At 50.9% G+C, this 15,100-nt stretch carries 13 protein-coding genes, 3 tRNA genes and 1 pseudogene; 2 read left to right on the top strand and 15 right to left on the bottom strand.

Translation table 11 applies throughout. The features are described 5' to 3' along the window. Together glgB and DWX76_RS14610 are read left to right on the top strand one after the other, a co-directional pair. Positions 1-1,752, top strand: a complete 1,752-nt coding sequence (gene glgB, locus DWX76_RS12445; protein ID WP_243022568.1) for a 1,4-alpha-glucan branching protein GlgB — start codon at positions 1-3, stop codon at positions 1,750-1,752. Next, positions 1,653-1,946, top strand: coding sequence for an alpha amylase C-terminal domain-containing protein (locus DWX76_RS14610; RefSeq protein ID WP_412694070.1), 294 nt, complete (start codon positions 1,653-1,655; stop codon positions 1,944-1,946). Before glgB ends, DWX76_RS14610 begins: the two co-directional genes overlap by 100 nt. 292 nt (positions 1,947-2,238) lie before the next feature. Here DWX76_RS14610 and DWX76_RS12440 read toward each other — a convergent pair whose 3' ends face one another. The 15 genes and pseudogenes from DWX76_RS12440 to DWX76_RS12375 form a co-directional block, all read right to left on the bottom strand. Then, on the bottom strand, positions 2,239-3,411 hold the full coding sequence (locus tag DWX76_RS12440; protein WP_117796593.1) for a MalY/PatB family protein: 1,173 nt from the start codon (positions 3,409-3,411) through the stop codon (positions 2,239-2,241). Positions 3,412-3,669: 258 nt separating this feature from the next. Continuing rightward, the gene (locus DWX76_RS12435) at positions 3,670-4,815 is read right to left on the bottom strand and encodes a trans-sulfuration enzyme family protein (RefSeq protein ID WP_022360405.1); all 1,146 of its coding nucleotides are present in this window, start codon (positions 4,813-4,815) and stop codon (positions 3,670-3,672) included. Positions 4,816-5,194: 379 nt separating this feature from the next. Further along, positions 5,195-5,773 (bottom strand): pyridoxal 5'-phosphate synthase glutaminase subunit PdxT, encoded by a 579-nt coding sequence (gene pdxT, locus DWX76_RS12430; RefSeq protein WP_107001768.1) that lies wholly within the window; start codon positions 5,771-5,773, stop codon positions 5,195-5,197. A 1-nt stretch (position 5,774) separates the two neighbouring features. After that, entirely contained in the window at positions 5,775-6,650 is an 876-nt protein-coding gene (pdxS, locus tag DWX76_RS12425) for a pyridoxal 5'-phosphate synthase lyase subunit PdxS (RefSeq protein WP_107001769.1), read from the bottom strand. Between the two features lie 364 nt (positions 6,651-7,014). Next, on the bottom strand, positions 7,015-7,866 hold the full coding sequence (gene rsmI / locus DWX76_RS12420; protein WP_118570788.1) for a 16S rRNA (cytidine(1402)-2'-O)-methyltransferase: 852 nt from the start codon (positions 7,864-7,866) through the stop codon (positions 7,015-7,017). A gap of 15 nt (positions 7,867-7,881) precedes the next feature. Further along, entirely contained in the window at positions 7,882-8,613 is a 732-nt protein-coding gene (locus DWX76_RS12415) for a tRNA1(Val) (adenine(37)-N6)-methyltransferase (RefSeq protein ID WP_118570787.1), read from the bottom strand. After that, positions 8,603-9,514 carry a stage 0 sporulation family protein gene (locus tag DWX76_RS12410; protein WP_022360400.1) on the bottom strand — a complete coding sequence of 304 codons (912 nt, stop codon included), beginning with the start codon at positions 9,512-9,514 and terminating at the stop codon, positions 8,603-8,605. Before DWX76_RS12410 ends, DWX76_RS12415 begins: the two co-directional genes overlap by 11 nt. A 4-nt stretch (positions 9,515-9,518) precedes the next feature. Continuing rightward, the gene (holB, locus tag DWX76_RS12405; RefSeq protein WP_022360399.1) at positions 9,519-10,508 is read right to left on the bottom strand and encodes a DNA polymerase III subunit delta'; all 990 of its coding nucleotides are present in this window, start codon (positions 10,506-10,508) and stop codon (positions 9,519-9,521) included. Between the two features lie 260 nt (positions 10,509-10,768). Beyond that, the gene (locus DWX76_RS12400) at positions 10,769-11,386 is read right to left on the bottom strand and encodes a guanylate kinase (protein ID WP_107001773.1); all 618 of its coding nucleotides are present in this window, start codon (positions 11,384-11,386) and stop codon (positions 10,769-10,771) included. Positions 11,387-11,484: 98 nt separating this feature from the next. Continuing rightward, positions 11,485-11,694: a hypothetical protein gene (locus DWX76_RS14605; RefSeq protein ID WP_243022571.1), complete on the bottom strand. Its 210-nt coding sequence runs from the start codon at positions 11,692-11,694 to the stop codon at positions 11,485-11,487. 336 nt (positions 11,695-12,030) lie between these two features. After that, positions 12,031-12,929 (bottom strand): annotated as a pseudogene (locus DWX76_RS14600) (aminotransferase class I/II-fold pyridoxal phosphate-dependent enzyme); the annotation flags it as partial. Between the two features lie 239 nt (positions 12,930-13,168). Beyond that, positions 13,169-14,290: a ComEC/Rec2 family competence protein gene (locus DWX76_RS12390; protein ID WP_118570786.1), complete on the bottom strand. Its 1,122-nt coding sequence runs from the start codon at positions 14,288-14,290 to the stop codon at positions 13,169-13,171. A gap of 319 nt (positions 14,291-14,609) precedes the next feature. Then, positions 14,610-14,682: transfer RNA gene (locus DWX76_RS12385), tRNA-Lys, on the bottom strand. 3 nt (positions 14,683-14,685) lie between these two features. Then, positions 14,686-14,758 (bottom strand) — tRNA-Phe (locus DWX76_RS12380). A 197-nt stretch (positions 14,759-14,955) separates the two neighbouring features. After that, a tRNA-Met gene (locus DWX76_RS12375) sits at positions 14,956-15,028 on the bottom strand. Positions 15,029-15,100 lie beyond the last annotated feature (72 nt).

The raw sequence follows: 15,100 nt of genomic DNA, 5'->3' as shown, positions 1-15,100 counted from the left end.
ATGAAAAAAGCAGCTTCCACTACTAAACGAACCACATCGAAAAAACCAAAGACAGAAGGACTCGGCGTGATCGGCGAGCTTGACCGGTATCTCTTCGGAGAAGGCCGCCACTACCAGCTCTACCACAAGCTGGGCGCACACCCTTATACATATCGCGGACAGGACGGCTACTATTTCGCGGTCTGGGCGCCGCACGCAGCCGCCGTCAGCCTGGTCGGCGACTTCAACGCCTGGAATCCGGATGCAACCCCGATGAAGCCGGTCGCAGACAGCGGCATTTACGAGCTCTTCGTACCGGGACTTGGCGTGGGACAGCTCTACAAATTCGCCATCACCACGCACACAGGAACGATTTTATTTAAGGCAGATCCATATGCATTTTCGGCAGAATACCGTCCTGGAACCGCTTCCGTGACCGCCGATATCCGCGGCTTCAAATGGAACGATTCCAAATGGATGGAATCGCGCGCGGGCACCGATCCGGTCAAGGCGCCAATCTCTATCTACGAGGTTCACTTAGGATCCTGGAAAAAGAAAAACCGCCCGGAAAAGGACGGTTATTACACTTACATGGAAGCCGCGCATGAGCTGGCTGACTATGTCCTGGAAATGGGCTACACCCATGTAGAGCTCATGGGAATCGCCGAACATCCGTATGACGGCTCCTGGGGATATCAGGTAACCGGCTATTTTGCCCCGACCTCCCGCTACGGAACCCCGACGGAATTTATGTATTTCGTCAATTACTTACATAAAAAAGGCATCGGTGTCATCCTAGACTGGGTTCCGGCGCATTTTCCGAAGGATGCACATGGACTTGCCGATTTCGACGGACAGGCGCTCTATGAGTATGCCGACCCGCGCAAAGGCGAGCACCCGGACTGGGGTACCAAGGTCTTTGATTATGCCAAAAACGAGGTATCCAATTTTCTGATCGCCAACGCGCTCTACTGGCTCGATGAATACCACATCGACGGTCTGCGCGTGGACGCCGTCGCTTCCATGCTTTACTTAGACTATGGGCGCCAGGACGGACAGTGGGTACCAAATAAATATGGCGACAACAAAAACCTCGAAGCCATCGAGTTTTTCAAACATTTAAACAGCGTGATCCGCGGCCGGAAAGACGGCGCCATCATCATTGCCGAGGAATCCACCGCCTGGCCGAACGTTACCAAGAGCCCGGAGGAGGACGGTCTTGGATTTACCTTCAAATGGAATATGGGCTGGATGCATGACTTCCTCGAATACATGAAGCTCGACCCGTATTTCCGTAAATTTAACCACAACAAAATGACCTTCGGCATCACCTACTGCACCAGCGAAAACTTCATTCTGGTGCTCTCGCACGACGAGGTCGTCCACCTCAAATGCTCGATGATCAACAAAATGCCGGGCGAATACGAGGATAAATTTGCCAACCTGAAAGTCGGCTACACTTTCATGCTCGGACATCCGGGCAAGAAACTTCTCTTCATGGGACAGGATTTCGGTCAGTTCCATGAATGGGATGAAAAAGTCTCCCTCGACTGGTACCTTACGAAAGAGCCGTTCCATGCCGACCTCCAAAATTATGTGAAAGGGCTTTTGACGCTCTACCACAAATATCCGGCGCTCTACCGCCTGGACGAGGAGTATGACGCTTCCAATGGATCAACGCCAACGACGGAGACCGCAGTATTTTCAGCTTTATCCGCCGCGATGAAACACAGAAAAAGAATCTTCTCTTCATCTGCAACTTCACCCCGGTAGACCGCGACGATTACCGCGTCGGTGTTCCGAAACGCGGCACCTACACGCTGCTGCTTGACCAGGAACACGGCTACTACAAGCGCGGCGATAAGATCAGCCATTACCGCTCCATCAAGAGCGAATGTGACGGACAGCCATACTCCTTTGCGTACCCGCTTCCGGCGTATGGAACTGCGGTGTTCCGGTTCTCATAAAATAATGTTCCTATGAAGTCAAAAAACCTGCCGCAGACAGACTGTTTATATGGGGGATACAGTCTGCCTGCGGCAGGTTTATCTCAGTCGAGAAGACTCCCACCTCTTCAGGTGGTGAGTAATAGCAAATTTGTCTCAGTGGGAGTCCATTCTCCGACTGAGATAAACGCTCCGCGAGGATGCGCAGTGATTCTGATAGGAATATGTCAGCTTCGCTGACCAGAATCACGCGCCAAGTCTCACGGACGTTCGACTTGAATTATACGGGTTCTGATTCGTGACCCAATCAATTTTATCCGCGGATCGCCGCTTCCAGCTGCTTCAGCGCTTTCTCCACCGTCGCCCGCGGGCATGCGATATTGATCCGCTCGAAGCCCTCGCCGTCCGGTCCGAACATCGCGCCGCTGTCCAGCCACAGATGTGCCTTGTCCACGATCAGATGTTCCAGCTCTTTTTCATTCAAATGAAGCGCCTTAAAATCCAGCCACAGAAGGTAGGTTCCCTCCGGCTCGATCAGACGGATTTCCGGCAGATGCTCTTCCAGATACGCCTTCACAAACTTCCGGTTCTCCTCCAGATACGCTTTTAGCTGTGCAAGCCACTCCGCTCCCTCTTCATACGCCGCCTGGCATGCTACCAGTCCCATCAGACCGACCTGGCTGTAGCCTGCCGCCGTGATCTCCTTTAAGAGTTTCTTCCGAAGCTCTGGGTTCGGCACAAAGATATTGGAAATCTGCAGTCCCGCCAGATTGAACGTCTTGGATGGTGCCGTGCAGATCAGGCAGTTCTGCTCAAACTCTGCACCCAGCTTCGCAAATACTGTGTGTGGATGTCCCTCGCGGGTAAAATCACTGTGGATCTCATCGCTGACCACGAGCACACCGTGACGCAGGCAAATCTCGCCAACCCGGCGCAGTTCTTCCTCGCTCCAGACACGTCCGACCGGGTTGTGCGGACTGCAAAGCAGGAACAATTTGACCTTATTTTCCACGATCTTCGTTTCCAGGTCGTCAAAATCCATCGTGTAATAGCCATCCGTGATTTTCAGCGGGCTGTTGACAATCTTACGCCCATTGTCCGTAATTACTTCCGAAAACGGATAGTACACCGGCTGCTGAAGCAGTACGCCGTCACCTTCCTTTGTATACGCCCGGACAGCCGCCGCCAGCGCGAATACAACGCCCGGTGTCTTCACCAGCCACTCCGGTTTCGTCTCCCAGCCAAAGCGCTCCCGGTACCAGTTCTGGACTGCCGCAAAATAGCCCTCTTTTCCATCACTGTAGCCGAAAATACCATGTTTTACTGTCTCTTCCAGCCGCTCTAAAATCGCCGGAGCCGTCTGAAAATCCATATCAGCCACCCAAAGCGGTAAAATATCCGCTGGTTTTCCTCGCTCGATGGCAAAATCATATTTTAAACAGTTGGTACCATGCCGGTCCACCACTTTGTCAAAATCGTATTTCATGCATTTTCCTCCCAATCCATCGTTCCTGTCAATGAACGGTTTTCACTCTGGCATCCTGTCATCCATGCCCATATCCCACTGCCCATGCAAAACCAATACCAAATATCTATCCTCTTTTGTAACTGTTCAGTACCTTCACAGTCACGCGCAAAAATCCATTAAAAATTGCCTACGGCAATGGGATTTTTGCCTGCTGGCCCATGTTTTCGTACGGTCAGCGCAATAAATGCGCAGACCTACTGAACAGTTACCCTCTTTTTACGCTAACGCCTGCTCCAGATCCGCAATCAGATCATCCACATTTTCAATACCGACAGACAGACGTAAAAATGTCTCTGTAATTCCAAGACGTTCCCGGATCTCAACCGGCACATCGCCATGTGTCTGCAGCATCGGATAGGTAATCAGGGACTCCACGCCGCCCAGACTCTCCGCATAGGAAATAAGCTTCACGCGCTCCAGCACCTTTCTCGCCGTCTCCTCTGTATCAGTGCGGAACGAAATCATGCTGCCCGCGCCGCGGCTCTGTTTTTGGTTGATCTCATAACCCGGATGCTCCGGAAGTCCTACATAGTAGACATCCGTTACTTTTTTCTGCTCTTTCAGCCAGCTCGCGATCTTCATCGCATTCTCCTGCTGCCGTTCCACACGCACTGACAGAGTCTTGATGCCGCGCAGGACTAAGAAAGAATCAAACGGAGAAAGTCCGCTTCCGATCGTCTTGAACAGATACCGGATCTGCTCTGCCAGCGCCTTGATCGGCGTACATAAAAATCCAGCCAGCGTATCATTGTGACCACCTAAAAACTTCGTGCCGCTGTGGACAACCAGATCCGCGCCCTGCGCGATCGGATTCTGCAGATACGGGGACAGGAAGGTATTGTCCACGATCAGAAGCAGTCCGTGCTTCGTCGCCAGACGGCTCATTTCCGCCAGATCGGTCACCTGCATCGTCGGGTTGCTCGGTGTCTCGATGTAGAGTGCCTTCGTCTGATCCGTGATCGCCTTCTCAACCGCCTCCACATCGGCTGTATTTATATAGGAAAATGAAAAACCGCGCTTCTTTTCCAGTGCCTCAAAAATACGGACGGAACCGCCATACAGATCCTCGGTACATACAAAATGGCTGCCACTGTCAAACAGCTCCATCATCAGCGAGATCGCCGCCATACCGGATGTGCAGGCAACGGTATCAACCGCTCCTTCCAGCGCCGAAACAGTCTTTTCCAGCTCGTCTCTGGTCGGGTTGCTCTCACGCGTATAATTATGACCGGTTGATTCCCCAATACCCGGGTGGGCAAAAGTCGCCGTCTGGTAAATCGGCACTGAAACAGCGCCAAAAGAATGGTTTTTAGAAGTTTCCGGATCTCCGCAAATACAAGTTGTCTCTATCTGATAAGCCACGATGTCATCCTCCTGTGTCTATTTGCTATATCAGCAAATTCGTTTTTTATATAATTTTCTTATTTCATATTGTTTTAATTGGTTTATCAGTGATTGTAATGCGAAATTCCTACTTTGTCAATAGGAATTCCATGCAGTCCGCCATTTTCCCGGGCGTTTTCCTTCCTCAGCGCAAAAGCCTATCAAGGTACATTTTTTGTTTTTTCACAAAACGCACCTTCCAAACAAATAAAAAAACGGTCAGAATCAATGACATCTTCCCACATTTCAGAAATATATCATACATTCTGACCGCTTTAAATGGCTGCAGTTCTCGCTCCCCTTACCAGTAGGTTTCACTTTTCATCAACCACACGCTAATTTCTACCAAATTACACTCTTAATTTCCTTTGCAGACTTCTTCTAGAAAATACCGGTGCACCGTCACATCCTCATTCAATTCCGGATGAAATGCCGTCGCAAACTGGTTTCCCTGTCTGGCTGCGACTATCTTTTCGTCCACTGTCGCCAGCACCTTAACATTTTTCTGAACCGAAGCGATGTACGGCGCGCGGATAAAAGTCATCGGAATCGTCCCCAGACCGGCAAATTCAGCCTCCGTGTAAAAACTTCCGAGCTGACGTCCGTAGGCATTCCGCACCGCCGACACATCCATCGTCGCAAAGCACGGCGTTCCGCCCTCGATCTCCTTGGCCAGAAGCAAAAGCCCCGCACACGTTCCATACACCGGAAGCCCTGCCGCAATCTTTGCCCGAAGCGGCTCATAAAGCCCCAGCTCATCCAGGAGCTTACGCATCGCGGTACTCTCGCCGCCCGGCAGAATCAGTCCGTCCATCGGCCGCTCCAGATCCGGAAGCTGCCGGATCTCAAACGCCTCTGCGCCCAGTCTCCGTACCATGGCAATGTGTTCGGCAAACGCGCCCTGCACCGCCAGCACGCCTATCTGTTTTTTCTCCATCTTACTGTCCCCGCTCTGCCATCAAAATCGCAATCTCATTCTCATTGATACCAACCATCGCCTCGCCCAGATCCTCAGAAATCGCAGCAAGTAATTTTGCATCCTTGTAATTCGTTACTGCCTGCACGATCGCCGACGCACGTTTCTCCGGATTGCCTGACTTGAAGATACCAGATCCAACAAAGACTCCCTCTGCGCCCAGCTGCATCATCAGAGCCGCATCCGCCGGGGTAGCCACGCCGCCTGCCGCGAAATTGACAACCGGGAGACGTCCATTGTCATGTACATAGCGGAGCAGATGAACCGGAACTTTTAACTGTTTTGCTGCCTCGTAAAGCTCATCCTCACGCAGATTCTGAACCCGGCGGATCTCCGAATTCATCGCACGCATATGGCGGACTGCCTGTACGACATCGCCCGTTCCCGGCTCGCCCTTGGTACGGATCATCGAAGCACCTTCCTCGATCCGGCGCAGCGCCTCTCCCAGGTCTCTCGCACCGCAGACAAACGGAACCTTGAACTGTGTCTTGTCAATATGGTACACATCATCCGCCGGAGATAATACCTCGCTCTCATCGATATAATCAATCTCGATCGCTTCCAGAATCTGCGCCTCCACAAAATGACCGATCCGGCACTTCGCCATAACCGGAATCGAAACTGCCTCCTGAATGCCGCGAATCATCTTCGGGTCACTCATACGGGACACACCGCCCGCTGCCCGGATATCCGCCGGAATCCGCTCCAGCGCCATAACCGCACACGCGCCTGCCGCCTCCGCGATCTTCGCCTGCTCCGGGGTTGTGACATCCATGATAACGCCGCCCTTTAACATCTGTGCCAGCTGTTTATTCAGTTCATAACGATTCTCTGCCATTTTTATTCCTCCCGTGGTTGAATATGATTTTTCTTTGTAAGCCAAGCGTCCTTACGATCCTTGCAATCAATACCCGAATCCACTGAATCATTCACAGGCAAGCGCCTCTTCTGCCTTTCTATTCTGCCTTGCGAAAAACAATTCACTGACATTCTGTATTTTTACATTCATTTCCGCATCAACTTAGTAGGAATTATAGCAAAAACTGTACTGATTAAAATATACACTTTTAAATATTTTAATCAGTACAGTTTGTTCTTTTCTCAAATCTTATTCTATTTTTCTTTTATCTGCACAAACCGGAGCGCCCCGGCATTCCACCAACGCCACTCCACTTACCCATTTTTCAGCTTTCCGTTTGTGTCTACGCCTCTTCCGCCTCCAGCAGCGCCTGGTACACATCCCGCTTCGAAACCCCGCGGTCCTTCGCCACCAGCTTCATCGCTTCCTTGCGGCTGTTTCCCTGTGATTCATAATGTTCCATATGCTCTTCCAGGGACATCTGCTGCCAGCGCGCCTGATCCTCCGCCTCGATCTCCTGGACGGATTTGCCCTCGATGACGATCACGCACTCGCCCTTCGGCTCATTTTCCGTATAATACGCCACCGCCTGCGAAAGCGTCGTTCGGAACGCCGTCTCGTATTTCTTCGTCAGCTCCCGGCAGATGGACGCCTTTCTATCCCCCAGCGCCTCGTAAAGCTCCGTGAGCGTCCGCAGAAGGTGGTGCGGCGCCTCGTAAAGCACAATCGTGCGCGTCTCATTCTGAAGCTCTGCAAGCACCCGCTGGTGCTCCTTCTTGTCCGTCGGAAGAAATGCCTCAAAACAGAACCGTCTCGTCGGAAGTCCCGAAATAATCAGCGCCGTAACACACGCCACCGCTCCCGGAAGCGCGGTTACTTTAATTCCCGCCTCGCAGCACTGGCGCACCAGCTCCTCGCCCGGATCCGAAATACCCGGCGTCCCGGCGTCCGTGATGCAGGCAATATTCATGCCCGATTTCAGCTTCTCCACCAGCACACGCGCCTTCTCGACCTTATTGTACTCATGGTAGCTCGTCATCGGTGTATGAATATTAAAATGATTCAGAAGCTTAATACTGTGCCGCGTGTCCTCCGCCGCAATCAGATCTACCTGCTTTAACGTCTCCAGTACCCGGAATGTGATGTCATCCAGGTTGCCGATCGGCGTGGCACACAAATATAATGTTCCTTCCATCGTTCTCCTATTCCATTAATACCCGTAAATATCATAAATCTCATCCGTATACACGCCCGGCTCTTTGTACACAATGATCGGCTTTTCCACTGTCATCAGCGCGCCGCCGCCGCGCACCGCCTCGATGAGAACCATATTTGCCTCTTTATCTGCAAACGGATGGACAAATTTCATCCGCTTCGGCTCCAATTTCTGACTTTTCATCGCCATCAGAATCTCAATGAGCCGTCTCGGACGGTGCACCATATAGAGTCGTCCGCCGGGACGAAGTGCCGAAGCCGCTGCGCGCACGACATCCTCCAGATTGCAGAGAACCTCATGGCGGGCAATCGCCTTGGGAAGATCGGGATTTTTCAGCCCGTGGCTGTCGTTCATGTACGGCGGGTTCGTCGTTACCACATCAAAGGATGCCTTCTCAAACAGCGTCGGAACCTCCTTGATATCGCCCTGCACGATCGAAACCTTCTCTTCCAGCCTGTTGAGCGCCACACTCCGGGATGCCATCTCCGCCATCTCCGCCTGGATCTCCAGACCTGTAAAATGGCTTCCTTCCGTCTTTGCCTCCAGAAGAATCGGAATAATACCGGTTCCCGTTCCCAGATCAAGCACTTTCTCGCCCGGCTTCACCGATGCAAACCCGGACAAAAGCACCGCGTCCATGCCAAAACAGAACCCGTTCGTCTTCTGGATGATCCGGTATCCGTTCCGCTGCAGTTCATCGATCCGCTCGCCCTCTTTAATTATCATCCAGCTTCGACTTTCCTTCCTTTTTCTCCAGTGCCTCCAGCGCTTTCAGCTCCGCATCGTTGACATTTCCCCTGTCACGGCGGCGCTTCGGCTTAAACTTGAGCTGATCCACACGGTAATCACGGATCTCCTTCTCATCCCGTCCTACCGTCACAACCACCTTTACCTGCTGGCGCAGGACGCTGACGCTGTGAACCTCGCCTTTCAGCCCGTCATCCGTTGTGACGTAATCGCCGACACTCGGCAGATGGCTGTTCAGATCCTCATACGTCTCTTCCTCGTATTTCAGGCAGCACATCAGACGACCGCACACACCCGAAATCTTCGTCGGATTTAAGGACAGGTTCTGCTCTTTTGCCATCTTGATTGAAACTGGAATAAACTCCGATAAATATGAATGACAACAGAGCGGACGACCACAGATACCGACGCCACCCAAAATCTTCGTCTCATCCCGGACGCCAATCTGGCGCAGCTCGATCCGCGTCTTAAAGACCGCCGCCAGATCCTTGACAAGCTCACGGAAATCGATTCTTCCATCCGCCGTAAAATAAAACAGCAGCTTATTGTTATCAAAGGTGTATTCTGCATCGATCAGCTTCATCTGCAATTCATGCTTGCGGATCTTTTCCTGACAGATCTGGAATGCCTCATGCTCTTTTTCTTTATTCTTCCGTTCCAGCTCCTCGTCATTCTTCGTCGCCATACGAATGACCGATTTCAGCGGCTGGATCACCTTCTTCTCATCCACCTCGCGGACGCCAAGAACCACCTCTCCGAACTCGATTCCGCGGGCGGTCTCCACGATCACATGATCGCCCATCTTGATTTCCATCTGCGCCGGATCGAAGTAATATACCTTTCCGGCCTTGCGGAACCGGACTCCGATTACCTTTATCATAAATTTAATTCTCCTTCATCGTCAAAAGCATCAGCTCCAGCGCCAAATCGGTGTTGACGTTAGCATTCAGCCGGACTTTTGCCTTTTCAATCGCACTCAATATCTCTTCCAGCCCCTCATAGGAACTCTTCTGGCAGCAACTGCTGACCGCCGAATACTCATCCTTAAAGATCAGCGAATTCATGTCCTTTGTGACCTTAAACATCAGAATATCCCTGTACCAGAGCTGCATGAAATCCAGGCACTCATACAGATCCAGATTGTCCTCCTGCAGCTTGCGGATATAATCCAGAAGCATCGGAATATCCATGTCCTTGATATTTTTAAGCAGCGTCAGCACCTCTCGGTACAAAAGTGCAAACTCCTCCGAAGAGGCGAGATGAATCGCTTTTCCTAAATTTCCTCTCGCAAACGCCGCATAAATATCCGCCTGTCCATCCGAAACGCCCATTTTCTCCGTCAGGTAATCGCTTACCACTGAATCCTTGAGCGGACGAAGTTTCAACTGGATACAGCGGGACAGGATCGTCGGCAGAAATACCTCCGGGTTCGTCGTGATAAGCACCAGCACCGCATAGGCCGGCGGCTCCTCAATCGTCTTTAAAAGAGCGTTCTGCGCCTGCACCGTCATTTTCTCCGCCTCATCGACCAGATATATCTTATATGGACTGCTGTACGGGCGGATCGAAACCGTATCATTGATCTGAATCCGGACATCATCGACACCAATGCTCGCAGGTTTCTCATGTGTCACCCAGATCACATCCGGATGATTGCCCGACAAAAACTGCTTACAGGAATGGCATTCCATGCACGGCTCCGTCCCATGTTTCTCGCACAAAAGCGTCATGGCAAATGCCTTCGCGATCGTCTTGCGTCCCATTCCTTCCTCGCCCGACAATATGTAGGCATGTGAAACTCTCTGATACCCGATCGCCTTCTGAAGGTGCTCTTTTATCTTCTCATGTCCAATAATATCGTGAAAACCTGCCATCTTGATGCTCCTTTCAGGGCTGGACTCTGGATTTTAATTCTAAAATCGTTTCAATCGTATGGATCGGTTGGGATCCCTTCTATCATGCCCTTCTTTTATTATTTGTAAATCTCTATCATCTTAGTATAACACAAGATTTACCCTCTGCCTAGTGCGATGAAATTCCGAATTTGTTACTGTTCACGCATACGTGCCCAGTAACGGAATTTGCCGTGGCTTCGCATTTGAATACGGCAAATTCCTGCTGCCACCACGTTTTCTTACGGCACTTTCGGTTCCAAAAGTGCCAATCCGTGAGCCCGAATTTCCCTTACCAACGTATCCACACACGCTTCCAGCTCGCGGTTTTCAAACCGGTTTTCCGCCCGGATCCCACATTTTTCCATATTTTCGGCACTGAAATCTGCCTCATCCGCCAGGAAACGGCGGCACAGCTCCGCATACTTTGGCTCTGTCTGCTGCCGTTCCCGGTCAAGCGCACGCTGAAGGCGTTCACCGTCCTCCACCTCAATGTAAAGCGGCACCAGCACATCCGCACCGAAATAATTCCGCGTCCCCTCATACGATTCCAGCGTCCCGATCATGAAATAATCATGCGATCCCAGATCGATCTGCCCATCGTCCACCGTTGCATAACTCCACGGTCCATAAATAGTCTGGTAGGTTCTCTTTTCAATGATCTTTCCCTGTTTCTCCAAATCCGCAAGCCTTTTTCCGGTCACAAAATAATACTCCACACCGTCCCGCTCGCCTGCCCGGATCGGTCTGGTCGTATACGGCACCACCGTCCGGATCTGCGGCAGCCGCTCTCTCAATATCTTATAGATCGTGTCCTTCCCGGACGCGCTCTTTCCCATCACGTAAAATATATGTCCCATCTTCCTATTATGCCTTTCCAGCCAGTATTTTCACACGCATTCCATCGTATATATAAATCCGATTTTTCTCTGTTTCTTATGGCAAATGTGCGAACCTGCTAAATAACAACCTCTATCCACAAATTCAATTTGTCTGATTTTTCACAAATTCCTTCCACCGTAAGTCCCAGCTTCCAATCCTCACGGATCCGCGCGATCTCCCTTGTTCCAATCCGCTCTCCCGGCATCAGCATCGGTACCCCCGGCGGATAAATGGTAACGCAGGTCCGCGCCACCCTTCCTTCCGCCTCCTCAAGCGGCACCAGCATGCCATCCCCATGCCATGCCTGCCAGGGGAGACACATCTGCTGCGGATAGTTTTCTGAATCATTTTCTTGGTTCGGTTTCCGATTCAATTGTTCTTCCGAAAACGGTTCCTGCCTGCCTTGTTTTGCATCTTTCAGCCCAACACTTTCCGCCTCCAGCTTTTCCACCCGCGCATCCAGCTCCAAAAGTGCCCGCTCCAGACGCGAAAATCCTTCCTCCGTATCCATAAACGAAGTCATCAGAAGCACATACCGCCCGCTCGACATCTCCGCCTCCAGATGGTACTCTGTCCGCAAAACCTCTGCCAGTCTGGTTCCCGTCATAAAATCTGGAAATAGCACCAGTTTTGACGGATCATATCCATACACACCTGCCGCACCACAGATTTCCTCTTTCAGAAGCCGGAAATGTTTTAGCTTCGCCAATTTTTCCCGGAGTTCCCGCAATCGCGCACCATACCGCGCCATCTCCCCGGCTCCTTTTTCTGCCATATACCGGACGCAGTTCTCCATCGACGCAATCAGAATATACGACGGGCTGGAACTCTGGTAAACCGATAAATACTGTTCCACCTTCTTCGCATCCAGAATCTGGCTTTTCAGATGCAGAATCGCCGTCTGTGTCAGGGATGGAAGCGTCTTGTGAAGACTCTGGATCACCAGGTCCGCCCCCTCCTGTAACGCCCCATCCGGGAAATAGTTCCCATCCCCAAACGGCAGATGCGCGCCGTGCGCCTCATCCACAATCAGCGCCGCTCCATGCCGGTGCGCCGTCGCTGCAATCCCCTGGATATCCGACACGATCCCCTCATAGGTCGGGGAAGTCACAAACACCGCCCGGATCTCCGGATGCTCCAAAAGTGCTCGTTCCACCTGCTCTGGCTCGATCCCTCCCGGAATCTGAAACTCCGGCACCTCCTCCGGATATAAATATACCGGTTCCAGCTGGTTTAAAACCACCGCGTGATACGCTGATTTGTGGGAATTTCGAGCCATGAGGATTTTTTCCCCCGCTTCACCGCCGCCGCGATCGCCGCCAGAATCCCGCACGTACTGCCATTCACCAGATACCAGCTCCGGTCTGCTCCGTACACCGCAGCCGCCGAATTCATCGACTCTTTCAAAATATCTTCCGCATGATGCAGGTTGTCAAATCCATCAATCTCCGTGATATCCACCGAAAATGGATTCGGGACGGAAGTTATCCCCATTTTCACCTGGCGTTTGTGGCCCGGCATGTGGAACGGGTAGGCATCCGACGCCGCATAGGTGGATAAACGTTCTAAAAGCGGCACTTCCGGACGTAGGATGATTGTTTCCGACCGCATTTTCCTGTCTTTATTCACTTTTTCTTCTTCCTTCTGTTTCTCTCTTTTTTCGTTCATGTCTTATTTCTATCCGCTGCACCGCATCCCAAAAGCATTTCATTTCCCTGAAAACAACTTTTTAAAATTTTATTTTAATCTTTTATAAAAAACTACCGCAGTATCTGATCGCCATCCTTGACACAAAGATTTTTCTTCACACCTAATGTTACCATCCATCCACGGACAATCGGCGTCTTATACGAACCAGCGCCCGCGACGCCATCCTGCACATTATCCCAGAGCCAGTCCGGCGTCGGCCATAAGCAGACCTCCGGTGAAATCTCCTGATAGAGCTCCTCTTCTACGCCTCTCTGCCCATGGTGCGCCATCTGTAGCACATCCGATTTCAGTTCCTCCTGCGTATGATTGGCAAGAAAATCTTCCCCTGCCTGCCAGCCCATATCACCCAAAAACAGGATCCGTTTTCCGCCCATCTCCACGCGGTACGCGACCGAGCTGTTATTAAAACTATTTTCCGTGCAGGCAAATGGCTCGTTCATCACTGTGATCTCCGCGCCCGCCACTGAAATCTTCTGCCCTTTCGTAAGCGTCCCGCATTTTTCTGCTTCCGGCAGTTTCGCAATCGCTTCCGTGATCTGATCATAACACTCCAAATCTGAATCCCGTCTTGAAACCTGCTCCTGACCTAAAAATTCTTTATTCAGAAATGAATAGTACACCTTACCGATCGAGATCGGCATCGGATCCATGTTTAAAATCTCCGTGATCGCCCCCACATGATCGCTGTGCGGATGGGTTAAAAGCCATGCATCCACATGACCGCCCAACTCCTGAATAACCTCAATCAAATGCGGTGCATCGACATCACGACCGCCGTCTACCACGATCACCGCGCCTTCCTTCGTCTTCATAACGCAGGAGAGGTTCTGCCAGATATCCGCACACGCTAAAAGCCGAAGCTCTCCCCCGTCCAGATACGGCTCCTCCACGCCCGGCTCCGCCGCCTCCGCCGCAGCTAACGCTTCCATTTCTGCCGCCGACTGCTGTTCCCCCAGGTTATCTAAATCAATCGGCTGATCTGGATTTTCTCCACTTTCATCTCGGACAACCTCCCGCTCTGTACTGTCCACGATTGCTACCGTTCCGGCTGTCTCCGGATAGTTCGTGAACCGGCGGCTGCATCCGCTCAAGTTCAAAAGGAACGTCATGCCAAGCGCCGCCGCTGCATATAAATATTTCCGGCGTTTCTGTTTCATCTTGTTTGGCTCCATTTTTCTTCTCCATTTTAAAATTTCTGCATTTGCCTAGTTCTATTCTTACTTCCATTTTGGTTTTCTATTTGCTTCTGTTTTCAATCAATTATAACAGCTGCCATATCCGAAAACAAGAAATTATATATTCAAGAAAGACTCCTGTCTGAATGGCTTTTTTACTTAACATGAATGTTAAACGAAGTTTCCTATTTCTTCTTCGCGCGAATGCGCATCATTGGCACGTTAGTGCCTTTTTGTGTAATAGGAAATTCCTTGGAATTCCCTATTACACAAAAAACCGCCACACTGTCTCCAGTGTGACGGCTTCTCATCTTCATGAGGCATCGGGGATTCGAACCCCGGACAACTTGATTAAAAGTCAAGTGCTCTACCGACTGAGCTAATACCCCATATGCCCAGAACCGGAATCGAACCAGTGACACGAGGATTTTCAGTCCTCTGCTCTACCAACTGAGCTATCTGGGCGTAATGGTTATTGGTTTTATGCGGATTAAAAGTTTGCTTGTCGCTTTTTTTTAGTCCGAAGTGCTCAGCTCAAGACCTGCGGTCTTTCGCTTACGGCATTCGCCGTATACATCTAAAAATATATCTGTTAAAAAACATGCAAGCATGTTTTTAACTTCTATATTTTTATCTGTGCACTTCTCATTGCATAAAAAAAATTGCGGGGGCAGGATTTGAACCTGCGACCTTCGGGTTATGAGCCCGACGAGCTCCAGACTGCTCCACCCCGCGCTAATTCTTACTCTATTATTATATACAATTTCTGGAAAAATACAACCATTATTGTAAAAATAATAATGGATG

This window comes from Clostridium sp. AF21-20LB, assembly GCF_003478795.1.
In the GTDB taxonomy this organism is placed as follows: domain Bacteria; phylum Bacillota; class Clostridia; order Lachnospirales; family Lachnospiraceae; genus Otoolea; species Otoolea fessa.
The sequence above is the reverse complement of the archived record's forward strand: the minus strand, read 5'-3'. Positions and strand labels throughout refer to the sequence as shown.